This window comes from Falsihalocynthiibacter sp. CO-5D18 (assembly GCF_041205445.1).
In the GTDB taxonomy this organism is placed as follows: Bacteria; Pseudomonadota; Alphaproteobacteria; order Rhodobacterales; family Rhodobacteraceae; genus Falsihalocynthiibacter; species Falsihalocynthiibacter arcticus.
Window position 1 is genome coordinate 1 of record NZ_JBGFCF010000011.1, and the last position, 22,441, is coordinate 22,441.

The 22,441-nt window shown below is 54.4% G+C and carries 29 protein-coding genes and 1 pseudogene; 17 read left to right on the forward strand and 13 right to left on the reverse strand.

The window, feature by feature from the left end; translation table 11 throughout:
- Positions 1–300 (forward strand): hypothetical protein (locus AB9F27_RS14465; RefSeq protein WP_369757890.1); only part of this gene is annotated, 300 nt, incomplete at its 5' end.
- Between the two features lie 484 nt (positions 301–784).
- On the opposite strand, the gene AB9F27_RS14470 is transcribed toward AB9F27_RS14465, so the two are convergent.
- From AB9F27_RS14470 to AB9F27_RS14485, 4 genes are all read right to left on the reverse strand, one after another.
- Entirely contained in the window at positions 785–1,003 is a 219-nt protein-coding gene (locus AB9F27_RS14470) for a hypothetical protein (protein ID WP_369757891.1), read from the reverse strand.
- A 265-nt stretch (positions 1,004–1,268) separates the two neighbouring features.
- Positions 1,269–2,006 (reverse strand): pentapeptide repeat-containing protein, encoded by a 738-nt coding sequence (locus AB9F27_RS14475; RefSeq protein WP_369757892.1) that lies wholly within the window; start codon positions 2,004–2,006, stop codon positions 1,269–1,271.
- Positions 2,007–2,210, reverse strand: a complete 204-nt coding sequence (locus AB9F27_RS14480; protein ID WP_335584306.1) for a hypothetical protein — start codon at positions 2,208–2,210, stop codon at positions 2,007–2,009.
- Between the two features lie 114 nt (positions 2,211–2,324).
- Positions 2,325–3,203 (reverse strand): LysR family transcriptional regulator, encoded by an 879-nt coding sequence (locus tag AB9F27_RS14485; RefSeq protein WP_335584305.1) that lies wholly within the window; start codon positions 3,201–3,203, stop codon positions 2,325–2,327.
- A 346-nt stretch (positions 3,204–3,549) separates the two neighbouring features.
- On the opposite strand from AB9F27_RS14485, the gene AB9F27_RS14490 reads away from it, so the two are divergent.
- Positions 3,550–3,738 carry a hypothetical protein gene (locus AB9F27_RS14490; RefSeq protein WP_038999862.1) on the forward strand — a complete coding sequence of 63 codons (189 nt, stop codon included), beginning with the start codon at positions 3,550–3,552 and terminating at the stop codon, positions 3,736–3,738.
- Between the two features lie 65 nt (positions 3,739–3,803).
- Positions 3,804–4,052, forward strand: a complete 249-nt coding sequence (locus tag AB9F27_RS14495; RefSeq protein WP_038999863.1) for a hypothetical protein — start codon at positions 3,804–3,806, stop codon at positions 4,050–4,052.
- A 135-nt stretch (positions 4,053–4,187) separates the two neighbouring features.
- Here the strand turns inward: AB9F27_RS14495 and AB9F27_RS14500 are convergent, their stop codons facing one another.
- A complete protein-coding gene (locus AB9F27_RS14500) occupies positions 4,188–4,790 on the reverse strand; it encodes a class I SAM-dependent methyltransferase (RefSeq protein WP_335584304.1) in 603 nt (200 codons plus the stop codon).
- 270 nt (positions 4,791–5,060) lie between these two features.
- On the opposite strand from AB9F27_RS14500, the gene AB9F27_RS14505 reads away from it, so the two are divergent.
- Together AB9F27_RS14505 and AB9F27_RS14510 are read left to right on the forward strand one after the other, a co-directional pair.
- Positions 5,061–5,636, forward strand: coding sequence for an ATP-binding cassette domain-containing protein (locus AB9F27_RS14505; protein WP_335584303.1), 576 nt, complete (start codon positions 5,061–5,063; stop codon positions 5,634–5,636).
- Positions 5,633–6,427, forward strand: a complete 795-nt coding sequence (locus AB9F27_RS14510; protein ID WP_335584302.1) for an ABC transporter permease — start codon at positions 5,633–5,635, stop codon at positions 6,425–6,427. Before AB9F27_RS14505 ends, AB9F27_RS14510 begins: the two co-directional genes overlap by 4 nt.
- On the opposite strand, the gene AB9F27_RS14515 is transcribed toward AB9F27_RS14510, so the two are convergent.
- On the reverse strand, positions 6,378–7,328 hold the full coding sequence (locus AB9F27_RS14515; RefSeq protein WP_335584301.1) for a sucrase ferredoxin: 951 nt from the start codon (positions 7,326–7,328) through the stop codon (positions 6,378–6,380). The genes AB9F27_RS14510 and AB9F27_RS14515 overlap by 50 nt on opposite strands.
- A gap of 180 nt (positions 7,329–7,508) precedes the next feature.
- On the opposite strand from AB9F27_RS14515, the gene AB9F27_RS14520 reads away from it, so the two are divergent.
- From AB9F27_RS14520 to AB9F27_RS14535, 4 genes are read left to right on the forward strand one after another with little or no spacing between them, the layout of a single operon-like run.
- A complete protein-coding gene (locus AB9F27_RS14520) occupies positions 7,509–8,435 on the forward strand; it encodes a Fe(3+) dicitrate ABC transporter substrate-binding protein (protein WP_335584300.1) in 927 nt (308 codons plus the stop codon).
- Between the two features lie 19 nt (positions 8,436–8,454).
- Entirely contained in the window at positions 8,455–9,441 is a 987-nt protein-coding gene (locus AB9F27_RS14525; RefSeq protein ID WP_335584299.1) for an iron ABC transporter permease, read from the forward strand.
- A complete protein-coding gene (locus AB9F27_RS14530; protein ID WP_335584298.1) occupies positions 9,438–10,421 on the forward strand; it encodes an iron ABC transporter permease in 984 nt (327 codons plus the stop codon). The genes AB9F27_RS14525 and AB9F27_RS14530 overlap by 4 nt, the downstream gene beginning before the upstream one ends.
- Positions 10,418–11,203, forward strand: coding sequence for an ATP-binding cassette domain-containing protein (locus tag AB9F27_RS14535; RefSeq protein WP_335584297.1), 786 nt, complete (start codon positions 10,418–10,420; stop codon positions 11,201–11,203). Before AB9F27_RS14530 ends, AB9F27_RS14535 begins: the two co-directional genes overlap by 4 nt.
- Positions 11,204–11,501: 298 nt before the next feature.
- Here AB9F27_RS14535 and bfr read toward each other — a convergent pair.
- Positions 11,502–11,987 (reverse strand): annotated as a pseudogene (gene bfr, locus AB9F27_RS14540) (bacterioferritin).
- Here bfr and AB9F27_RS14545 point away from each other — a divergent pair.
- On the forward strand, positions 11,965–12,300 hold the full coding sequence (locus AB9F27_RS14545) for a hypothetical protein (protein ID WP_335584316.1): 336 nt from the start codon (positions 11,965–11,967) through the stop codon (positions 12,298–12,300). The pseudogene bfr and the gene AB9F27_RS14545 sit on opposite strands and share 23 nt — an antisense overlap.
- Before the next feature lie 198 nt (positions 12,301–12,498).
- Here AB9F27_RS14545 and AB9F27_RS14550 read toward each other — a convergent pair whose 3' ends face one another.
- The 4 genes from AB9F27_RS14550 to AB9F27_RS14565 all read right to left on the reverse strand — a co-directional run bounded on the left by AB9F27_RS14550 (position 12,499) and on the right by AB9F27_RS14565 (position 14,529).
- Complete coding sequence (locus AB9F27_RS14550) at positions 12,499–13,041, reverse strand: zinc-binding dehydrogenase (protein WP_335584296.1); 543 nt, start codon at positions 13,039–13,041, stop codon at positions 12,499–12,501.
- A 135-nt stretch (positions 13,042–13,176) separates the two neighbouring features.
- Complete coding sequence (locus AB9F27_RS14555; RefSeq protein WP_335584295.1) at positions 13,177–13,527, reverse strand: alcohol dehydrogenase catalytic domain-containing protein; 351 nt, start codon at positions 13,525–13,527, stop codon at positions 13,177–13,179.
- A gap of 144 nt (positions 13,528–13,671) precedes the next feature.
- Positions 13,672–14,145, reverse strand: coding sequence for a tRNA (cytidine(34)-2'-O)-methyltransferase (locus AB9F27_RS14560; RefSeq protein WP_335584294.1), 474 nt, complete (start codon positions 14,143–14,145; stop codon positions 13,672–13,674).
- 195 nt (positions 14,146–14,340) lie between these two features.
- The gene (locus tag AB9F27_RS14565) at positions 14,341–14,529 is read right to left on the reverse strand and encodes a hypothetical protein (protein WP_335584293.1); all 189 of its coding nucleotides are present in this window, start codon (positions 14,527–14,529) and stop codon (positions 14,341–14,343) included.
- Between AB9F27_RS14565 and AB9F27_RS14570 the strand changes: the two genes are divergently transcribed.
- Positions 14,528–15,130, forward strand: coding sequence for a hypothetical protein (locus AB9F27_RS14570; RefSeq protein WP_369757893.1), 603 nt, complete (start codon positions 14,528–14,530; stop codon positions 15,128–15,130). The genes AB9F27_RS14565 and AB9F27_RS14570 overlap by 2 nt on opposite strands.
- A gap of 98 nt (positions 15,131–15,228) precedes the next feature.
- Here AB9F27_RS14570 and AB9F27_RS14575 read toward each other — a convergent pair whose 3' ends face one another.
- Complete coding sequence (locus tag AB9F27_RS14575) at positions 15,229–16,227, reverse strand: Gfo/Idh/MocA family oxidoreductase (protein ID WP_335584291.1); 999 nt, start codon at positions 16,225–16,227, stop codon at positions 15,229–15,231.
- Positions 16,228–16,353: 126 nt separating this feature from the next.
- On the reverse strand, positions 16,354–16,869 hold the full coding sequence (locus tag AB9F27_RS14580) for a hypothetical protein (protein WP_335584290.1): 516 nt from the start codon (positions 16,867–16,869) through the stop codon (positions 16,354–16,356).
- A gap of 465 nt (positions 16,870–17,334) precedes the next feature.
- Between AB9F27_RS14580 and AB9F27_RS14585 the strand changes: the two genes are divergently transcribed.
- The 6 genes from AB9F27_RS14585 (at position 17,335) to AB9F27_RS14610 (ending at position 22,439) form a co-directional block, all read left to right on the forward strand.
- The gene (locus AB9F27_RS14585) at positions 17,335–17,526 is read left to right on the forward strand and encodes a hypothetical protein (protein WP_335584289.1); all 192 of its coding nucleotides are present in this window, start codon (positions 17,335–17,337) and stop codon (positions 17,524–17,526) included.
- 210 nt (positions 17,527–17,736) lie between these two features.
- Positions 17,737–18,540 (forward strand): Flp pilus assembly protein CpaB, encoded by an 804-nt coding sequence (cpaB, locus tag AB9F27_RS14590; protein ID WP_335584288.1) that lies wholly within the window; start codon positions 17,737–17,739, stop codon positions 18,538–18,540.
- Between the two features lie 5 nt (positions 18,541–18,545).
- On the forward strand, positions 18,546–20,018 hold the full coding sequence (locus tag AB9F27_RS14595; protein WP_369757894.1) for a pilus assembly protein TadG-related protein: 1,473 nt from the start codon (positions 18,546–18,548) through the stop codon (positions 20,016–20,018).
- A 10-nt stretch (positions 20,019–20,028) separates the two neighbouring features.
- Positions 20,029–20,529, forward strand: coding sequence for a TadE/TadG family type IV pilus assembly protein (locus tag AB9F27_RS14600; protein WP_335584286.1), 501 nt, complete (start codon positions 20,029–20,031; stop codon positions 20,527–20,529).
- On the forward strand, positions 20,526–21,170 hold the full coding sequence (locus AB9F27_RS14605; protein ID WP_335584285.1) for a TadE/TadG family type IV pilus assembly protein: 645 nt from the start codon (positions 20,526–20,528) through the stop codon (positions 21,168–21,170). The genes AB9F27_RS14600 and AB9F27_RS14605 overlap by 4 nt, the downstream gene beginning before the upstream one ends.
- Positions 21,171–21,188: 18 nt before the next feature.
- Entirely contained in the window at positions 21,189–22,439 is a 1,251-nt protein-coding gene (locus AB9F27_RS14610) for an AAA family ATPase (protein ID WP_335584284.1), read from the forward strand.
- The last annotated feature ends 2 nt before the right edge of the window (positions 22,440–22,441 follow it).

The following is a 22,441-nucleotide window of genomic DNA, read 5'->3' on the forward strand; positions in this document are numbered from 1 at the left end:
AGCGCCACCATGATCCATCAGGGTAGCGGAATAACGATATCGTGCCAAAATGGACACGAACGTCAAAAACTCTTAAGGGCACCAAGATCAGCCGGGTTTCCACACAGCCTCTCCGCTGAGCAACGTGTTCTAAGTGAAGCAAACGGCACCTTTCCGCACGTCCTTCCACAGACACTTACGGCCCCTCGCAAACTTTGGCGGCCAGATATGGTTCTGCGATACAGTTTTCCCGAAGCGGGCATTGGGGTGAAACGCGGCGTTTGGACTGAGGTTTGCGACGCTTCGTCGGAGAGAGGTTAACTTCGGTTTGGTTGGTTTAAAGGTACTGTTCAATCCATCGCCAATCCCAGCGGTTATATCGCTAGTAGGCTTTCATTCAGCAACAATTATTTCGAGTATGGCTTTTTCAACCTCGGCCACGGGTGCAACCCATTCTATGTCGGCCATATCAAAATCAGGCCAATAGCTGTCGACAGAAACTCCCGTTCGAATTCTCAGTCTAATTCCAATGCCTTCCGCTTCTGAAAACAAAGCAGATATTTCGCATGCATCTTCGTCTTCTGATTTGCGGGAAGGGGGGCCAGCGAAGCAGGCTACAAATATTGCGTTTCCAAATAGAGTTAGCTTTTTTGATCGGTAGAGAATCGAACCTAGTTCTTTGCCTGACACATATAGAAAACCTGGTTTTTCACTGGGTGTCCCCGCATAGGCCGCATGTAATCCTCCGCCGAGATTAAGTGATAAAAATTGGACATGATATTGTTTTTGTATCCTGAAAGAGCATCTAAAATGGGCGGCTCTTTTTTTGGCCAGCTGAATGAAAACCCCTCAACGCTGTAGGGCGGGTTCCCATCAAATGTTCTGCCGAGATAGCGGCCATGCTGATAGTTTTTTTAGTTTTTGGCGCGAATGGGCCTGATAAACTGAGGTCGTGGGCGACAAAATTGAGCATGGCTGTGCGACTGGAATGCGAGTTTCCCGCAGGAGAAATACTGGATTTCATTCAAATTTCCCCTTAGGGCTGAAACAGCTTTCAATCAGTAATGCGTCAATCCTATGATGGAAACGGGTAACGTTAGAATTTGCGTTCTGGCTTGTGGGGCCAAACCAAACGCGTTTCTCATTTTGGGAAGGCGGACCACATCGAAGGCCGGATGTGCAAGGCAAGCCTTGTTGTATTTTCAATGCGCGGACGCCTCCGCCCGGCAGGTTTCTTTTTCCGCCCTGACGGCTGTGCACCGATAACGTCAGGCTCGCGCCTAATGCCGTCAGTGCGACAGTACCTTAACGCCGAAATAATTAAGCAAGGTCTCGCTCTGGTCGGCACTGATGGTCAGATCATCCAAACTGCGGGCTTGAGAAAAGTCCAACTCGTCAATATCCGCATGCGCCAAATTTGCGCTTGTCAGCGAAGCATTCCTCAGGAGGGTATTGTTCAGGTTTGAACCGGCGAAATTTGCAGAAGACAGGTTGCAGCCGCCGAGGTCTGCGCCGCGAAGGTCGCAGATTTCAAAGGTGCTTCCTTGTAGATATTGCCCCTTCATGCGGGCTTCAAAAAAGCTGGTACGGGAGCATAACATCCCGCCCATGTTGAAGCGCGCGTTGACGCGGCGATGAAGGTCAATGTCAATTTCTGCGGCGGACAGGGTACAATTTTCCAGCCGCAACATGAAACCCTTGCACGCCACCAGTTGATTGCTGGAAAGGTCACAATCCACGAGGTTGGCGTCGGAGAGGTCGCATCGGGACCAGACGCATCGTTGCTCGATTTCCGCGTCGTAGAACTGGCAGGAAAGCAGCTTTACGTCGCGAAAAGAGCAATCGGTGAACCGACAGTTTTGAAACTTCGACAACCCGATTTTTCCGCCATCAAAAGTACAATCCACAAACGCACAGTCGTAGAATTCGGTCTCGAATATTGAGAAGTCATCAAGGCAATCGTTGCGAAATATTTCACCCGTGACCTGACGCAGGGCCGATGCGTCTTCAAGTGTTATGGCGACCATCTAGTGAACGCTTCGACCAAGTTGACCAAGCCGTTCATCTGCGGGCCTCATGGAAATGACGGCCCCTTTAAAGCGTTGAGCGTCAGTGAGTTTTATCTCGTGCAAATCTACGTTCCCAGCACTGCAGCCGCCTGACAGATCGATGTCCGATAGACCCCAACCGTCAAGATCGTGGTCAAAAACTGGGGAGTTTTGTGAAGCCATGTCCGTCTTTCACAGAGCAGCCCAAAGAACACAAGGTGCGCGCCAACCGATTAGATCTCGGGAATCCGCTCGCTCCGCGGAGCAAGCATCGCCCAATGATTAGCGGCAACGCCGTTAGCGCCCTTCTTTTTGACGCCTGACATTCAAGTTTTCGTGCGCATATTTACGCAGCATCCGTGCGGTTTTGCCTGCCATGCCATCGCTCTGGCTTTCGCTGAAAACAGCATAGGCCGCGTAGGCAAATCGCGGAGCGTCCTCAATTAAATGTAACCAGCCAGCCTGTATTTCTGGCTCGATTGAGCGTCGGGGGAAATATCCAGATGCAGGTACGGTCCGCAAATACTGCAAGCCCAAAGTCCCAATCCCAAGTTGCAGGCTTGGTGTTGTGAACTGTGGAAAGTTCAGCAGGTGATGTGTGCGAAATTCAAATCCCCAATCAATCAACACGTAGTTTTCGCCGAAGGGATCGGTTGACGAGTCGCTATCGCTGCTGACCAAAACGAACTCGTCCTCGAAAAGCTGTTCAACCGCGAGCCCCGACGTGTTTTGCGGCCTGTACATCACGGCGAGGTCGAGCGAGCCATCGTTAAGTTTCGGTCCTAAGATGTCTGAGGTCGCCAAGGATGCCTTAATTGCCATGTTGGGGATTTTGGCTTGAAGGGTAGGGATGGCATCAATCAGGAAGCCGTCCCACAGGCTTGGTGGCGCGCCAATTTCCAAGACCGATTCCAGTGTCGCAGGGAGTGCCGCGTCGAGCTTGGCCTGTGTCCACGTCCGCACAAGTGTTGTGGCATGCCTTTGAAAATTGCGTCCCGCAGCCGTCATCGTCGCACCGGATTTGCTACGTTCAAAGACCGGTTGTCCGAGCTGCTGCTCAAGCGAGCGGATGCGCATGCTGACGGTGGATTGTGTGACATTTACCTTGCCAGCAGCATTGAAAAAGCTGCCAGTTTCGACAACGGCCAGAAAGGTTCGTGCGAGTTCTACATCCATGTTTCACCTATTTGAATATCCGATATCATCATTGTTTTAAATTCACTATTCAAATCTCAACGGACGTGAGAAATAGAGCTACGGATCGAATCATTCGGTCCTTACGAGGAGTTCTCCCATGAAATCGACTTCAAAACCTTCTTCAAAACCAGCATCTCCTAAGCCCACCGGAAAGCCATCCGCACCTAAAGGCGTCTAGCGCCCTTAGCTTTGCGAATTGTAACTGCTGATAATTCTACGGCCCCCATATTTACGAGTAAAAGAGAGACGCGATAGACAAGCATATCTCCTAAAACAGCTCAATCTCGCGTTTCTAATTTCTCGGTAGGTCTAGGAATGGACTCCAATGAACCTCAACACCAACAAAACTTCGGAGAAGATGAAATCCGTCAAAGCCAGCTGTGACAAGGCACCTTTTGGCGAAAAAAGGGCTTCCGCAATGAAGCACTATTACGCCGCTGAGTCCGCGCACACAGCAAAGGACGACGCAAAAGCGAACAAAGAACTTGATGCCGCAAAGCACGCCCTTGCGTAACATCATCTCCCAAAACACCCAAAACGCGGTCCATTATGGAGCGCTTAATTCTGAATGGAAATAACATGAAAAACGTAATTCTCGTAGCTGCTCTCGCGACTTCTTTTGCTTTCTCTGCTAATGCAATGAACGCTGAGGTTGATACCGACGGCGATGGAATGGCATCTCTCGTTGAGCTTCAAGTGTCACAGCCTGATCTCACCGATGTTGTGTTCAACGAAATCGACACAGATGGCGATGGCTTCCTCAATGACGACGAAATGGCTGCTGCAATCGAGGCCGGCACTTTGATGGACCCAGAGGCTGATGCTTAAATCTTAAGTTGAAGAATAAATTCAGCTTTCGAACTGTTTAGATAACCAAGAACGGCACGGGGAGACCTGTGCCGTTTTTACCGACGTTTAAGGCATTACCCGTTGGAGATATCCGTGATTGGCGCGAGGTTTTCGCTACCCTATCATGAAGACGTCATATCGTGTTGTTTTGCCGCGAATTTGATGTGAACACGCCTGAACGCCTTCAATCGGATCGGCCTTGGCTGGCCATTTAAGAACCACCCGCTTACGCGCATGTTTTATCGCCAGTCGCACCAGATCAGCAGCATCATCGTCTGTGCCGACGATCTCGCGAACTTGACGCAGGTCTTGTTTTACAAGCGCTGAATTTTTCCGTTCGGGATGCATTGGATCGATCAAAATTGCTTCGCCAGACAGTTCAGGGATCAAATCCTTGGCGTCCCCTTTCAAGAGGGTCATGCGGCCAATAATCTCGCGAAGCTGCCCACCCTCGCTCGCGGCGCGCTCCATGCCATCCGTTAACAACGCATGCATTTTCTCTGAACGCTCGATCATGGTCACTTGCGCACCTAAAGACGCTAAAAGAAATGAGTCTCGTCCCAATCCCGCCGTCGCATCAATAATCATTGGCGTTTTGCCCGCACGCAGCCCCATAGCCTTCGCTAAGTCTTGACCACGTCCGCCACCAAACCGAAGCCGATGCGCCACGGAACCATTGACAAAATCGACGCGCAACTCTGCTGCAACCCGCTTCAAACTCTACTCATTTTCTTTCCCAGATGGGCACCAATGCCCATAATGCCCAACCAATACCGCTTTTCTAGATATACCACAGCCCCATTTTTCAAAGGCGTGAACAAAACGCTTTGCTCCACAGAATTTTATACTACGCGGTGGGTGAAATGGTGCCGTTACCGATGAGACTGCTTTTGGACTGCGACAACTTGCGGTTCTTTTCAGAACAGGCAAAGGGTTGACTGCGCGAGTTAATTATCTCAAATCAGTTTCATAGCGAAGGGGCAGCAGATGGCGCTTGAGGTGCAGAATTTGCGTACGCTGAACGGAAGCTGCGTTTCATTTAGGGTGTCGGCGGGCCAATGTGTGGCGCTGACTGGTCCCTCTGGGTCGGGGAAGTCGCTTGTGTTGCGCGCGATTGCCGACCTCGATCAGGCCGAGGGTAGCGTTGTCTTGAACGGGCGGGCGCGCGAGGTATATCAACCAACCGTCTGGCGGCAACTTGTGCGCTACTTACCGCCAGTCAGTCAGTTTTGGACGCCGCAACTCGCGGGGCACTTTGCCAAGGACATGACCTCCGAAGCCGAAAAACTAGGCCTCAGCACCCATGACCTCACCGCGCCAATCGAGCGGCTTTCGACGGGGCAACGGCAACGGGGGGCCATAATGAGGGCCATGTCCAATCAGCCGAAAGTGCTCTTGCTAGACGAGCCAACATCAGCGCTTGATGCTGTCTCCATTGATCGTGTTGAGGGGGTGTTGCGAGAATTTATGGCGCAGGGTGGCGCGATAGTTTTGGTGACACATGATCAAGCGCAAGCACAACGCATGTCCGAGTCTATGATCGAATTGGTAGTAAAGTCATGACGCCAGATATCGGTTTTGATAAAATCCTCATCGCTGCTTTGTTTCTGCTGATTAATGGCGGGATATCCTTGGCTCTTTCGCTTGGGATTGGCCGCAGCCTCCTGATCGCTGGGGTGCGAATGGTGGTGCAACTCATTCTGCTGGCCTTCGTGTTGCGCTGGATTTTCGAGGTCGATAGCATTGCAATCACGCTTGTGGCCATGATCGTAATGGGGGGCTTTGCGGGGTATGAGGTCTTGCTTCGGCAAGCGCATCCTGCGGGGCGACTTTGGACGGCCAGTTTGGGGACGACGGTTATGTTGTCTTGCGGATTTCTCATTACGTTGCCGACATTGGCTGTGATTGTGCAGGCCGAACCGTGGTTTTCCCCGCGCGTCGCCTTACCGATGTTTGGGATGATCGCCGGAAGCGCCATGGGGAGCGTGGCGCTCACTTTGCATGTTTTAAGCCATGCGTTGATCCGAGATGCGTTGATTATCGAAGCGCGGCTTTCCATGGGAGAAAGCAAGTTTCAGGCGCTCGGACCGACGCTGCGAACCGCAATTCGCTCTGGTCTATTGCCGACGGTTACAAATATGGCGTCCATCGGGGTTGTCTCAATACCGGGGATGATGACGGGGCAAATCCTCGCAAATGCCGATCCCTTAACGGCCGCAAAATACCAGATGGTCATTATGTTCCTGATTTCGGCAACCAGTGCGTTAGGGGCCGTGGCCGCCGCTTATGCCTTGGCGTGGCGGGTCACCGACCAGCGCCATCGGCTGCGGCTAGATCGTTTGCGCGGGGTGTAACTCCCTTACGAACCTGTACCGCGGTCCACGTCTGCCGTTCCTTAAGGGGGAGGTCATCGCCTAAATCTGAACATGAATCGTGACTTCTAGAAATGGTCGCTTCACAACGCACAAAATATACTCCGTCATGGGTCTTGACGTGAAAATCGCGCGCACTATCCGTCGCCTGTAGGAGATCAATCGCAAGCGCGGGGAATTGCGTATGCCCGCCAATCGCTTGAAGCGCGGCGATCTCGGCCACTTGCGCCTCGGGCGACAGGTGCGATGTTCCGCGCAGACTCGGAAGCCATAGCTGACCATTGCTTTCCGCCGCGAGTATTGCGGCGGCGTCTGTGGCCCCGATGCGGCCATATTTACGCATCGACCGCGTGAATACTGCGTTGCCAGAGAAGCGGCAGCCGCCCAGATGCGTGCTCTCCCAAACGTCAAAACGGTCGCCATATTCCTGCGCGGCAGCCACCAAGAGGCGATAGGCGGCGAAACCGAATTTCGCGCAGCAACGATCATGTTGGCCGTGCGTGCAACATAAGACCACTTCTGCGGTTGCATGCGTGGATCGATATTCTGTGAGGGAATGTTCGGCGGCCAAGGCCAAAAGGAAATCCGCCAGATGATCAGGGGGGATGTCAAAGGATTGCCGTCTGGGCACAACAATCACGCGTCCAATTGGGCCTGCGTCATTTTTGCGATCAACGAGGTTCACCCGCCATCCCGCCTTAGTAAGGGTTTGGATGGCGTCGCGCAGGGGGCCGCCCATGTCCGCCGCTTCACGCATCGCATACGACCAGCGCGATTTTGGCCAGCGGATCAATACCATGCGTTCGGGGTGCGCGCCGGTTCCTGCGAGGGCTTCGCCCGATAGCTGCCCGAAGGTTGCACAGAAATTATCCGGCTGTGTCATCGGGGATTTAGGCGGTCGAGAGGGGGGCGAATGGGGCATTTTTAAAGGTGTGACTTTCGGCGAGAAAAGTTGCGCGGCGGGGTTTGACAAGCTTGTTTATTATATCTAAGTAAAATAGTCAGCCATTATCATCAAGCCATTTTGATAAGAGCCAGAAATTTAAAATTCTTTGGATCTCTTATGAAAATGACGCGTCGCGTTCTTCTTTCCGTCCTTGCGGTCGGCATCGCAACTCCCGTGTTTGCGGGCGAAATCTCTCACGAGCTTGGCACGACCATGGTGCCTGAAAACCCACAGCGGATTGTCGTTTTGGAGTTTAGCTATATTGACGCCTTGGTCTCGGTGGGTGTGGTGCCCGTGGGTATTGCCGACGACAATAAACCCGAGCGCATCATGCCGGTTTATGGCGCTGTGATTGGCGATACATGGACTTCCGTAGGTACACGCAAAACCCCGAGCCTTGAAGTGATTGCGTCGCTGCAACCTGATTTGATCCTCGCAGATAAAACCCGCCACACCGACGCCTATGCCACGCTTTCGCAAATCGCGCCGACGGTTGTGATGGATAGTTTGAGCGGCGATTACACAGCTTCTGTCGAGCAGATGCTCCTGATTGGCGAGGCGATTGGCAAAGCGGATGCAATGAATGCGCGTGTGGCCGACCATAGGGCGAAAATTGCCGACTACGCGGAAAAAATTCGGCCCTATGCCCAAAACGTGCGGGCACAATTTGGCGTCGCGAATGGCGAAGCGCTCTTTTTACATGCGCCGTCCTCCTACAACGGGTCTCTGTTGGCGCGCCTTGGATTTTCACCAGCGATGACCCCAAACGAGGGCAAAGGGTATGAATCCAACTATGTAACGACAACCCTAGAGCAGCTATCGGAAATCAATCCTGACGTGCTTATCATTGGCGAATATGCCGATCCCTCCGTCACCGATAATTGGGAGAATGACGCGTTGTGGAACGCGCTGAAAGCCGTGAAGGATGCGCGCGTCTACAACGTTGAGGCCAACACGTGGTCCCGTTTGCGCGGCATGGTGGCCGCCGAGCAAACCGCCCAAGACCTTTTGACCATTGTGGGCGCAGATGGCAGCGATAGCTGATATTCCGGCAAGCCTAAGAATGAGTAGCCACGTTTGGAAGATAGCGGCAATTGCCGTTGTCCTCCTGCTGGCCACTGTTGGGTCGCTGGTTACGGGGGGGCGCTCTGACGTTGGAGTAACCGATATTTTTACGCTTTTAACGGGGGCGGAGGATATTGCCGCGACAACGATGCGCGATATCCGTATGCCGCGTACGGCTGTGGCCGCGCTTGTGGGGGTGAATCTCGCGCTTGCGGGTGTGGTTCTACAGGCCCTTACGCGCAACCCGCTCGCGTCTCCTGCAATTCTGGGCATCAATCAAGGGGCCGCCCTTGGCCTTGTCGCCGCCCTCGTTTTTCCTAGCGCGACGGGGCTTGCGCTCAATAGCATGGCAGTGGCCGGAGCCTTGGCGGCAGGGGCGGCGACCTTCGCGATTGCGGGGCGATTTGGCGGGCGGATCGACCCGCTACGGCTTGTTCTTGGGGGCGTGGCCGTTGGCGCATTTTCCTTCGCGGCGGTGCGATTTGCCTATACGCTTGAAGATGATCTGGCCCATGCGGTGATCCGATGGACCATCGGCGATATTGGCGACATGCGCTGGCACGACGCGGCACCACTGGCAGTGTTTACCCTTGTTGGAACGCTGGGGGGCGTGGCCCTCGCGCAGCGTTTGAATATGATGGCGTTGGGGGATGCCTCGGCGCGCGGCTTGGGCGCTGATCCGCGCTGGACGTTGTTTCTTGGCGCTGTTCTCGCGGCCATTTTGGCAGGGGCAAGTGTGACTGTGGCAGGGCCGATTGCCTTTGTGGGCTTGGTCGTGCCCCACCTCGCGCGTGTGATGTTCGGGGGCGATCATCGCGTATCGGTTCCTGCCGCCGCCGCCCTTGGCGCAGCCTTGATGCTTGTCGCAGATACTTTGTCCAAACTTATAGCGGCCCCGAGTGAAATCCCTGTCGGATTGGTCGCGGCATTGATCGGCGCGCCGTGGTTTCTCTATCTCACTCTGACATCAGAGGCGCTAGAATGAGTCGTAGAGTATGGGTTCTAGTCGGCTTGTTGGGCGTGGTCGTGCTGGCGGTAATATGGTCGATTTCGGCGGGGGCTGTGCCAATCTCGGCTTCGGTTATCGTGAACACGTTGTTCGGTCTTGAGGGACCACACCAAGATTTTATCATCCTGCAATCGCGCCTCCCGCGCACCGTTTTGGCGCTAATTGCCGGAGCGGCTTTGGCGATCTCTGGAGCGATCATTCAGGCGCTCCTGCGCAACCCATTGGCCAGTCCAAAAGTTATCGGGATCAACTCGGGCGCGGCCCTCGCGGTTTGTCTGGGTGTCCTGTCAGGCGTGAGCCCCCTTTGGTCGCCCGTGTTGGCTGCGGTGGGCGGGTTTGCTGCGGCGTCTCTGGTTTGGATCGGGTCGCTCCGGCGCGGCGCAAGTCCAGCGCGGCTGGCGTTGATCGGCATTGCGGTCGGGTTCTTGGCCGACGCGGGGGTGGATTATATCCTCGTGACGGCGCCCACCTTTGAGTTTTCCGCGCCCCTCGTTTGGTTGACGGGATCGCTCTGGAGTAGGGGGTGGGAAGATGTGGCACGGACCGCTCCGCTGATTTTACCCCTGATCGGCGTGGCGTTGCTCCTTGCATTTAGGCTCGACTTGATCCGACTTGGAGATGCACATGCGCTGGGTCTTGGGATGAACGTCAAGATCGAGCGTTTCCTTCTCTTGGCCTTGGCGACGGCTTTGGCTTCTGTGTCTGTCGCGGCTGTCGGCGCTTTGGGATTTGTTGGCCTCATGGCCCCCCATATGGCGCGGCAATTGGTGGGCGGAAATCATCGGGCGGTGTTGCCCGCATCGATGCTCGTGGGCATGGCCCTTGTTGTGTTGTCCGATGCCGCAGGGCGCGCACTGGCTCCCCCCATTGAAATCTCGGCGGGCATCCTGACCGCGCTTTTTGGTGCCCCGTTTTTTGTATTCATCCTTCTGACAAGCCGACGCGAGGGCCTATGACCATTAATCTGCAAAACTTACGTGCAGGCTATCGAGATTTCATGTTGAAAGACATCAATCAGGACCTCCCCAAGGGGCGTTTGACCGCGTTAATCGGGCCCAATGGCTGTGGGAAATCCACGCTGTTCGGCGCGATGGCGGGTAATCTCCCGGTTAAATCGGGACGGATTCTGATTGACGGTTTGGATGTGACCAAAACATCGCCGCGCAAAATTTCGCGCCATGTGGCCTTGCTCCCTCAAAGCCCCGTCGTGCCACCCGCAATTCGCGTTGAACAACTTGTGGCCTATGGGCGTGCGCCCTATCAAAATTTATTGGGGCAGCGCCGCGCAGGTGATCAAGAAGCGATCGAGTCGGCGATGGTCAAAGCGGGCATTGATACCCACAGACAAAGCAAGCTTTCCGACCTTTCGGGTGGTCAGCGACAGCGCGCGTTTCTAGCGATGTGTCTGGCACAGGACACCCCCGTGATGCTGTTTGATGAGCCGACGTCGTTTCTTGATATTCGCTATCAATACGAAACATTGGAGGTCCTTGCCGATCTCGCCAATGGGGGGCGCACCGTGGTTGTCGTGCTGCATGATATCGGCCAAGCGGCGAGATTTGCGCATCATTTGGTCGTGATGAAGGCAGGAAAAGTGCTCAACAGTGGCGCCCCGTCAGAAACCATCACGCCGCAAACCCTGCGCGATGCCTATGAGGTCGAGGCGCAAGTTTATGCGGACCCAGTCACTCAAACGCCACAATTGTCGCCCTTGAGCAACGTCAGAGCAAGAAACTAGCGTTTGATCATGATAAACTGAGCCGCTTTACGGGCGTCTTGGCTGTATTTGGACAAGCCCGTTTTAAGCCTCAACATCGGACATCAACTCGAAAGTATGGTCCTTGCCAAAAGTCCCACCCAAAACGGTGATAACGGATGCGAGGTTTGGCGAGGACACCTTAAACGCGCCTTATCACTTAGCGGCGCGTTTAAGGCTGTTTCTCGGCGGGGGCGCGCTTGAATCAGCCGAACTGCCCACAATCAGAGCGTCGGCAAAACGGTAAACCTAATTTGCCGAGACATCGGAGGAGTGCCTGCTATTCCGCCACATCCGCGGAATCTGCATTCAACTGGCCATAGTTTTGGACCCCAATTTGATCCAGCAACCCAATCTGCGTTTCCAAGAAATCAACGTGGTTTTGTTCATCAAGGATCAGTTGCTCAAACAAATGCATGGAGGCGTAATCCGACGCGTCAGAACATACTTTGCGCGCTTCGGTGTAAAATTTAACGGCTTCCATCTCCGCTTCAAGATCGCATGTCAGCGTCTCGCGCAAATTCTCGCCGATGCGCAGTGGATCGAGGGTTTGGAGGTTTGGATGGCCCTCAAGAAACAGGATGCGGTCAATCAGCTTATCCGCATGCTCCATCTCTTCGATGCTTTCCTCGCGCATTTTTTTGGCAAGTTTGCCGTAACCCCAATCTTTTTGCAGACGGTAATGAAGTCAAAACTGGCTTACCGCCGTTAGCTCAATCCTCAGAGCCTTGTTAAGGATCTCGATGACTTTTTTATCACCCTTCATGGCGCGTTCTCCTTTTTCTGTCGCTGCGCAGTCCTTGCAACTCCACAGGTACGCCGAACTTAGTGTTGGTCCGCATGGTTGCAATGAAAAGTTTCATACAGCCGCCACATTGCGGAGTTTTGCCGAGGGCGCGATAAATTTTACCTGGGGTTATTATGACTTTATCGTCGGCGGCGCGCATCCACTCAATCGCGGCGTGGATGCTTTTGTCATTTATGGATTGGCAACTACAGATGATCATGGATTACGCCTCGTTTTCGTGGCCCCAATATCGGATAAATCAAGGAAATGTCAATCCCGACAAAAACGATAAACTAATTGAGGCGAGCGGTATCAGAGGGTCCTGACGAGAGCGGTTTATATTCTGCGCTCGCAACACGGCGTTTCTCAACAAAACGGGTGGGAAGTGGCTGTTGGTATAAATCGGCACTAAAATCTGCTGAGCGGACTTTGCAGATGTTTGCGATTTAGGTGAGCATATCAGCTCTCGGATATGCTCAAACGAATTCTGTCAGTCCAATACGAGTACGATTTTTCCGATATGTCCCTTTTCGCCAAAAGCGCTTTGTGGAGCTGCGATATCACGAAGCGGATAGGTTTCAGCCACCAAAGGTGCGATTTCTTTGCGTTCGATCCGCCCAACAAGATTGCTGAAAACTTGCGGCTCAAGAACCGTGCAGCCAAAGAAGCTGAGGTCTTTGAGATAGAGCGTACGGATATCAAGCTCGACAAGGGGTCCCCCGATGGCCCCGGCAACTGCATAGCGTCCCCCGGGGCGCAACACGTCAAGCAATGACGGCCACTTCGAGCCAGCCACTAAATCAATGACGACATCGACGCTATTTGCACCAAGCGCGGCAACAAGATCATCGCCACGATCAAGTGTTTTCATCGCACCAAGTTCTAAGAGAGCTTTGGCTTTTGACGCGCTTGTGACAGCAATGACCTTTGCCCCACGCGCTTGCGCCAATTGAACCGTCGCCGAACCGACACCACCAGATGCACCCGTGACCAAAATGGTCTCGCCCTTGCGCACATTGGCGCGTGTCAGCATATTTTCGGCTGTAGAGTAGGAGCACGGAAAGGACGCCAGTTCTATATCTGTCAAATCGCAATTGATTGCATGAGCGTGGCGTGCAGCAACCCGCGTGTATTGGGCAAATCCACCGTCACACTCAGACCCAAAATACTATGGCGTTTTGAGTGTGTCCCCATTCGCCTCGCGGATACACGGTTCGATCAGGACACGTTGGCCAATTCGATCCGTGTCGATTGCCGCGCCGACAGCAACAATTTCGCCGCAAACATCTGCGCCCTGAATGCGTGGAAATGTAAGCGGTGTAGCAGACCATGACGCATCGTCTGCTTCTGCTTCGCCCTTGGAATACCAAGCCGTCCGCGTGTTGATATCCGTGTTGTTTACGCCTGCGGCACTGACCCGTACAAGGACATCGCTTTCCCGCAGCACGGGAACGGGGAGATCATCGCGCCACTCAAGCATTTCGGGGCCGCCATGACCATTCAGAACAACTCCGGACATTTGTTCGGGGGGGGCTCCTTGTGAAATAAAGCGCACCCTTAGAGAAACAACTGAAAATATCAATCTGGGCGCGGAACAAACATCTGCGGCACTTTGAGCGCAAGTCGGCTATGGCCCGACAAAGCGCAACCGTCCTAAGGACCGCTAGCCGCCGAGTTGCGTGCGCATGGCTTGATAGACAACGGCAGTTGCGACATTTGCCAAGTTAAGGGATCGAACAAGCGGATTGAGCATCGGCAAACTATGCACGCGATCGCCCATGCCGTCCAAGATTTCAGGTGGCAAGCCTTTGGATTCACATCCGAAAACCAAATAAGCGTCCTGTTGATAGTCAGGCGCATAAATGCTCTGTTCGCCATGTTCCTCAAAGAAATACATGCTATCGCGCGGCGGGTTTCGTTGATCCAAAAAGCTTTGCCACGTGTCATATTCGCTTAGATGAACATGTTTCCAGTAATCGGTTCCCGCGCGTCGCACGGCCTTCTCGTCAAGGGAAAACCCGTAGGGTTTGATCAGGATCAGCTCTAGATTTAGCGCCACACAGGTCCGCCCAATCGCGCCGGTATTGTAGGGGATTTCAGGGGTTACTAATACCAATTTCAGGCACGGATCAGACATAGGCTGTGCAGACTTTCTAAGTCACGGGCGCAGGATCGGCCCGTTGCTGGCCCCTGTTACCCCAACCAATGCGTCCTTAACAGCGCCAAATCTGCTGCCATAAGGGCTGGTGGGAGGTGGCGATTGCGGTTCCCTTCCGAAAACTACGCTGTGCGCGGCTAAGTTACACTTGCCCAAAAGGAGGCGCTGTGGTCCTTATTGTGGCACATCATGCGTGACGGCAATTGGGTGTGAGCGCATATCGGAATTAAATCCGTTGGGGGACGTAATATTGAAAAAGTCTAGGGCGCGCGGGTTTTGGGTTTGGTTTTCAGTGGTGTTGGTGACGTTGAGCGCCTGTGTGCCAGGCCACCGCCCCTCAACTGACGAGGAGTTGGCCGCCATGGCTGAAGCTCAAATTTCCTATGGACAAATAGAACGCAGCAAGGAGGAACCCTATTTTCCCTTTGGCATCGAAAAGATCTGTGGAGATGCCTACCCGCGCCTTAGGTTGGCGGATGTTAAAGGCAGTCCGCAGCAAGGAAATATTTCTCTTTGGGAAACCCGCTCCAATTCAGCAAACATAGATCGCTATGTGCTTTGGCACGAAAAACGCGCCTGTGGCTTTTTGATTGAAACCCCTGCCGACGACGGAGAAGGGCCATTTGCCTATGGGGATTACATCATTCTGTACGATAGAACGGGCGGCGTTGACTTTGCTCTTCGGAAAATGATTGTTGAAGGAATGGAGTTTGGCGGCACAGACATCGGCCACGATGTACCTAAAGATAAGGAACTATTACGCAACACGTATCAAGAGAAATTTCTTGAGTGCCGCGCGCAAACGGATGGTTCAAAGGACGCATGCCGAGATTCCACGCAAGACTGGGTAGACAATAACACCGCGATCCTTGCAATCGCCTTCAATGGCCAAACGAAAAATGAAACTGTCGGCTTTTTCATGATTGAAGATCGTCTGTGGTGGGCTGGCCGCGAAATTAAATAGGGCGATGGGTGGCTAAGAAATGTACGCTTGTTGCAAAGCCCTCGACGCATCGTCGGTTTAGGGAACGACGAGTTTATCACGGCCATTCAATGCGTTGTCTATGGTTGTTGAGCCGCTAGGCATTGCCGCTCCCATTCCGTTAGAAATGCCATTATTTCGAGGGAGTCCGTGAGGCGGGGCGAGGGGCGCTGCGCCTCTTTTTGTCCGGCGGCAAGGGAGGCCTCGACCATTTTGACTTGGGTGTAGAATGCATCATGGTCTGCATCGACGTAGATATCTTCGACTTCGCCCTCATAGGGGGTCCAACGAAGGTGATTGCGGCCCGCCACGGGGAGCCATGGGTTTGTTACGAACGTTAGCGTGCCCTTGTCGCCCGCAATCGTAAACCCGTGCTCCATGCCGTAGCTGTCGGTTGATTGCAGCGTTGCCAGCACGCCATTGGCGAATTGCGCGGTCACGGCGGCGTCGCAGATGGTGCCGTCATGCGCCGATACATTCCCCAGTCCCGCGAGTTGACCCGTGGCAAACATGTCTTGGCCACAGAGAGTCTGGACGACCAAATGCAGCAGCGACACGGGGTAGCAACCCAGATTATAGAGCGTGCCGCGCCCAAGAGGGTTGGTGACGTTCCAAATATCCGCCGAATAAAAGCCGGTGATCGCGCGCAGACGGCCCAAGCGACCATCCGAAAGAATTTCCATCAAACGAGCGTAGAGCGGGTGGGAAAGATACATAAACCCTTCGACAAAAAAGGTGTCGTGGGTACGGACGGCAGTAGCCAGAGCCTGCGCTTCCTCCATTGTTGTGGTCAGCGATTTCTCGGACAAAACCGCCTTGCCAGCCTTGGCGGCGGCAATGGTCAGCGTGTGATGGACGTGGTTTGGCAAGCCGATATAAACGACGTCAATCTCTGGGTCCGCCAGAATTTCGTCATACCCGTAAGAGACCGTAGGAATGCTGTATTCCTTTTGAAAGGCGTCCACGGCGTCGGAATTGCGTCCTGCAATGGTGCGGATGGTCGAGCCGTTTGAAGCGGCAATCGCCTTTGCAGTTTTGTGAGTGATAAACCCAGTTCCAAGCAATCCCCAGCGCAGCATATGGTTGTCCTTTGAGTGATCCGAAAAAGCGAACCTATGCGGGCCGCGATAGTTTGCGAAGCCTTGAGGCGAAAGGCCGCTTCAATGGATCGACGCCTTGCCTTAGTGCTTTAGTGGCGCGGCAACTTATCTGTTTTCTAGGAAATGATAGGCTTCAAGAATAGTCGTACTTAGCCCGTCAAAAAAGCCCGGAACAGTGACGTCAATAAGGCCTACAGCGGGGAGTGTTTCGTCGGCGACGGTGTCTTCGGCGGGCCGCACGACAATAAGCGTGCTTGGGTCGTTGAGCAACTCGCGATAACTCGCGCCTTTGCCGTGCTTCAGAACGTTGATAGCCAAATAATACAGGTGGAACCGCTCGGCAAGATCCGCTTGCTCCGCCGCGACCAGCATTGTTTTTAATTTACGTGCAAAGGGACCCCGTTTAAAGGTATTCTGCATCCGCGCTTCGAAAACCGAGAAGATATCAACCGAGGTCAATTCGAGCGCCACAGTCGCCGCGCGCAGTTCTTCGACTTGGGCGTCAGACCCGTTCTGGCCGTCCAAAAGTTTCAAAATCTCCGAAATGCGATTTTCGGACGTTTTGGCATTGGTTTGCGCCGTCGCAACCAGTTCAGGTACGCTTGGTAAAGCTCCCATCATTCAATCTCCTTAAGATACCAACTCCCTAATGCTATGCGGAGCGGAATGATAGTGGCGGGATGGGTTAATTCGGATTCTGGGGTGAGGGCGGCGGTTTTGGGCACGCTGAACCGCGCTCAAATATATGCCCAAGGCCACACGGATGTTGCGGACCTTGCTTGTTTTTAAACGCTAAATGAAGTCAGTCCGTTCGTTTTGGCCGCAATTTCCACCGTCCTATCCGCGACTATTGGGTCATTTCAGGGCGGGAGACAGTGATTCCATGATGAAATTCCGAAGGGTTGCAATCCGGTAAATGCGTCTGTTTCCTCGGAATTCGACAGAAAACACAACCACGGCGCGAATAATTCAGCCGCAGAGATGAAGCGCGCGCCCCCATGCAAAAGCTAGAATGGAACATGGCCACCAGAGGGCGGGCCGTTTATTTATCTGGGCACCTTGGGTGCGTAAAATGGAGAGAATACTATGAAAAGAATTTTTGCAAAAACTTGGTCACGTTTTAAGTCCGACGAGCGTGGTGTCACGCTGGTTGAGTATGGCATTGCCCTGATTTTGGCTGTGACCCTTGGTGGAGCCGCGCTCGCTACTCTGGGTACGGCTGTTGGTGGTAAAATGGGTGCAGCTGAAACCTGTTTAAGCGCTGCTGGATGTAACTAATAATTGAACTCTCCGGCGGCCCAAATGTCGCCGGAAGTATACGCTTTGTGAAGCATTGAGACACAAATTTTCCAAAACGCGCTGCTTCCTTATTTAGTTTGCCCATGGGCCAAATGGCCAAAGACAAATAGCTGATTTCTAAAATCAATGAACGACCGTATCGGGGCCCTTGGGCCGCGGAAGGGTCGTCCTGTAAAAGGACCTAATCACATGCGATTGTCATCCCTTCTTCTCGTCGTCACGGGCCTTGGCGTTGCTGCTGGGTCTGTCTATCTTGCACAGGATGTTTTGACGGCACAGATGCTGAGCAAACAGGCCTCGCAAGAAGAAAGCGAGACCGTGGGGGTATTGGTCGCGGGCCGCGATATCGCCTTTGGCCAAGCCATTGAATCGCAACTTATTACCACGATCTATTGGCCGCGCGATGCGTTGCCCGTGGGCGTCTTGACGGACCGCGAATTCCTCCTTCCGAGTGATGGCGTCGAGCCACGTCGGGCGCGAAAAGCCATGTCACAGGGAGAGTTGTTTTTTGCCAATCGGGTCTCGGGATGGGGCGAAAAAGTGACAATCGTTCAGTCGCTCTCGGCCAACCACCGCGCCATGGCCATCAAAGTGAACGCCGAGACCGCCGTGGGCGGTTTTGTGACGCCTGGGGATTCCGTTGACGTGCTTTTGACCGAGGGACGGAGTTCCGGATTGCGCACGGTCACGATCCTGCAAAATATCAAGGTTATTGGTGTCGATCAGGACTCCGACATCGGCAATGACTCGCCAGAAGTGGCGCGTACCGTGACCGTCGAAGTGACGCCAGATCAAGGGCAGCGTCTTGCGCTCGCCCAGCAAGCGGGCATCCTGAGCCTAACATTGCGCAACAATGTCGGCGCGGAGGACCAACCGCTCGATTCCCTTAAGCTTAGCGACCTGATGCAGGATGTTTCGCCCGTTCCGGAAATGATTTCCACCCCGAGAATTACAGTGCGGCGTGGAGTCGTAATCGCCGACGAAGGTCTGTAGAAACCATGTCAAACCGCAGGTCACATATCGCCACCTTTGGGCAGGACCAGAAGGGCACCATCCTTGTTTTTTGGGGGATGGCCCTTGCTGTGATGCTCGGACTGGTGGCGATGTCGTTTGATTTGGGGCAGGTCTCGATCACACAGACCGATATGCAGAGCTTCACCGACAATGTGGCCCTCGCGGCAGCAGGAGAGTTGGATGGGAGCCCAGATTCCATAACGCGTGCGACAACTGCGGCCGCAAATCTGATCGTCGACAGTCGCAAGTTTGGCAGCGGCGACCATACGCTATCGGGGGCGGATGACTTTACCCTGACGTTTTTCTCGACGTTGCCTGCCAGTGACACGGCGGCCCCTACGGCGATAACGACAAACCCAGCCCTTGCCAGATTTGTCCGCGTGGCCGCCACGGAAGCCGAGGTGCCCGTCGCGTTTTATCGGGCCTTAATGGTTCTGCGCGGCGAGACCCTTCAGGATATTAACGTGCAAGCCCAGTCGATTGCGGGCATGACCCAATTCGCCTGTGACGTGACGCCGATGATGTTTTGCCAGCCAAGTGGGTGGACGTCGGCGGCCAACAAAGGGACGATGGTTAACCTTCGTTCCGGTGGCAATGGCGCGGCTTGGGCACCAGGGAATTTCGGGTTTTTGGACCCGTCCAAGGCGCTGGTCGATTCCGAAGGCCCTTGCGCGGGGGAAAACGGCGTAAAGCTGGATGCGTGTTTACTTGCGGCGGTGGGATCGATCACACAGTGCTACGCGCTCAATGGGGTCGATACGGAACCCGGCCAAAAGAACGGCATCGAAAACGCAATTTTTAACGTGCGGTTTGACATTTTCCAGACGATCCTAAAGAGCGAGAAAAATAACCCGAACTATGCGCCTGCACCGAACGTTATAAAGGGGGTGGTGCCCTCAAACGGCAACGCCTGTCCAAACAACTACGACCCATCCCCCGATACAGTGGGCTTGCCGCGCGACGATTGTTTTAACGCGGGGGGCTGTGCTGGGGGGCGCTTTGGCGATGGGGACTGGTCAGCGGGCTATGCCAATTACATCGCGACCAATTATGGCGGTGCCGACCCGTTTTTCATCAATCCTGCGCTCGACACGCGCTATGATCTTTACAAGGCCGAAATTGCCAACCCACAAGGGACGAGCGGCAATGCGGGTATCCTTCCGAATGGGCTGGCGGAAAGCGGATTGCCGCAATGTAATACCGCAGGCGGTGCTTCAATTGGACCTGAACGCCGCGTCATTGTGGCGGCTGCGATCGACTGTGCCGCCAACAATATTCAGGGTTCCGCCGTTAACGTACCAGTGGCCGAATTCGTCGAAATTTTCCTGACAGAGCCCGTGGCGGCCGTCAGCTCAAACACTGTGGATATTTGGGGCGAAGTGATTGGCCCTGCGGATCAAGGCAGCGGCGCGGGGGCGACCGGAATTTTCCGCGACGTCGTGCAGTTGTACCGGTGAGGGGGGTGGCATGTTGAAACATTGGATCAAACGCGCCTTTGGTGGTTTTCGCCGCGACGAGCGCGGGACGGCCCTCGTTGAACTGGCAATTTCGCTGCCGTTTGCGTTGCTGGTTTTTGGCATGATTATTGAGGGATCACGGATGCTGTGGGCCTATCAGTCGGCAGCGGCGGGGGTGCGGGATGCGACGCGGTATCTGGCGCGGATTGTGCCGCGCGATATTTGCACCTCGGGGGGGTCTGTCGCGGGCTATACCACGCAACTCACCGGAATCGTGCGCAACAGTTCCAGCGGCACCACGCTGTTTCCCAACGGCATTACCGTCAATTCGGTGATCCCCACCTATAGCTGTATCGCGGGGGATTATCGCAAAGGCATCGCGCCGATTGCTCAAGTTTCCGCAGAGATTACGATCACAATGCCTTTCTCGGGCTTCTTTGCCGTCGCGGGCTATACGCTCAACGATGTGACGACCACCGTCACCGATCAAAGCCGGATTTTCGGGTCATGAGGGCGCATCGCACATATTTGGCGCGGATCGTTGAATTCTGGCGCAATGAGCGCGGGGCAACCCTTGTGGAATTCGCAATCGCCTTGGCTCTTTTCCTATTGTTGTTGTTTGGGATGATCGATTTTGGCCGTCTTGCCTATCACCGGATTGCCGCCGAAAAGGCGATGCATATTGCAGCCCGCTTGGCGGCGGTGCGCCCTGCGGCCTGTGCGGGTTTGCCCAGTATCAACGCGCGCGGATCAACATCCGTTGTGCCCAAGCCGCGGTTTGGAACCAGTTGCGGCGCGGGGGCGAATATTTGTGCCACGCAAGCGGCGCTCGTCTGCACAGGGTCAGCGACGAACGCGACCGCCAGTGAAATATGGGCGCGTATCAACGCGATCCTTCCGCCCGGTGTGGCGATCGACGATTTGCAAATTTCCTACACGTTCGACCCCAATCTTGGGTTTCTGGGGGGCCCCTATGTTCCTTTGGTCACGGCGGAACTTGTGGGGGCCACGTTTACCTTCATTTCCCCGCTCGGACAGCTTGCCAGCCTTGCTGGGGGATCGGCCCCAAGTGGCCTTGGTGGAACAATAAATTTTCCTTCAATGAGTGTCTCCCTTCCGGGAGAGGACTTGGCGAGTGGGACGAATGGATAACATTAGGAGGTTAAGTCAATGACAGAGCCAGTTCAGAAAATCACGGTTTTTGCCGCAAATGGCCCAGACTCAGACGCGATTTCCGCAGTTGTCTGTACGCTTGACAACGTCAAGTTGAACCGCCGCGATATGACCCTTTCAAAAGCCAACGGCACCGCGCATGCACTGGCGGCCTCGGGCGAGATGATCCTGTTTCGAACCTCGGGGGAGAGCGAACAGGACGAGGTGGCGGTGCGGGAATTGTGCCGCACTGCAGGGCCGGATGTGCGGGTGGTTGCCATCAGCGACCCCGACTTGCAATTGGCGGCGGCGCGTAAACTTTTGCAAGCTGGCGTGGCAGATGTCTTGCCGATGCCGGTGACCAAAAAGGACCTGACGGAGTGTTTGGAGCGCTTGAGGGCACCGATTGCCGCCGTTGCGCCGCTTGCTTTACAGCGTGGCAAAATCATCACCGTCGCCCAAGCGCGCGGCGGGATTGGCGGCACCACGGTCGCCGTCAACCTAGCGGATGCCTTGCGCGGCGAGGCGGGACTTCTGCGCCGAAATGTCGTCAAAAAGGTTGCTTTGGTCGATCTGGATTTGCAGTTTGGCGGGATCGCAAGCTTTTTGGATATCGAGGCCAACGACTCGCTGTGTCGGATGGCCAAAGACGAAATTATCCCCGACGCTACGTTTTTGTCGCAAGCCATGTTGACCACCAAAGGCGGGTTGTCGGTGATCACAGCGCCAACTGAATTTGTGCCCATGGAGTCGCTCACTGGCGAGCAGGTTGAAGCGCTTTTGGAGCAGTTGACGCTTCAATTTGATTACGTGGTGGTGGACCTGCCGCGCACCTTGGTGCAGTGGGTGCAATCGGTGCTGAACATGAGTGATCGGCTGTATTTGATTACCGATAGTTCGGTACCTGCGATCCGCCAGTCAAAACGTCTGATTGATGCCTATTCCGAAGAAAGTCCGAGACTACCGATTGATATTATTGTGAATTTTGAGGCCAAGCCGATTTTTAAGGGCCGTCACCATGTGCAGGCTGCGAAGCTGTTGGAGCGGGAGTTGCGACATTGGCTTCCCCTTGATCCAAAAGCCACACGCGAGGCCCTTGATCGCGGGGTGCCGCTGTCCGTGGCGGCAAGCCGATCCGCGTTGACCAAAGCGATTAAGAAGCTTGCTGTCGAGGTCATTGGCGAGAAAACGACCGCAAAGACAGACCCGATGAAGCGCGAAGCCACCCAGGGTTCCGATGCCATTTTTAAATCAATTCAGTCGAGCTAAGG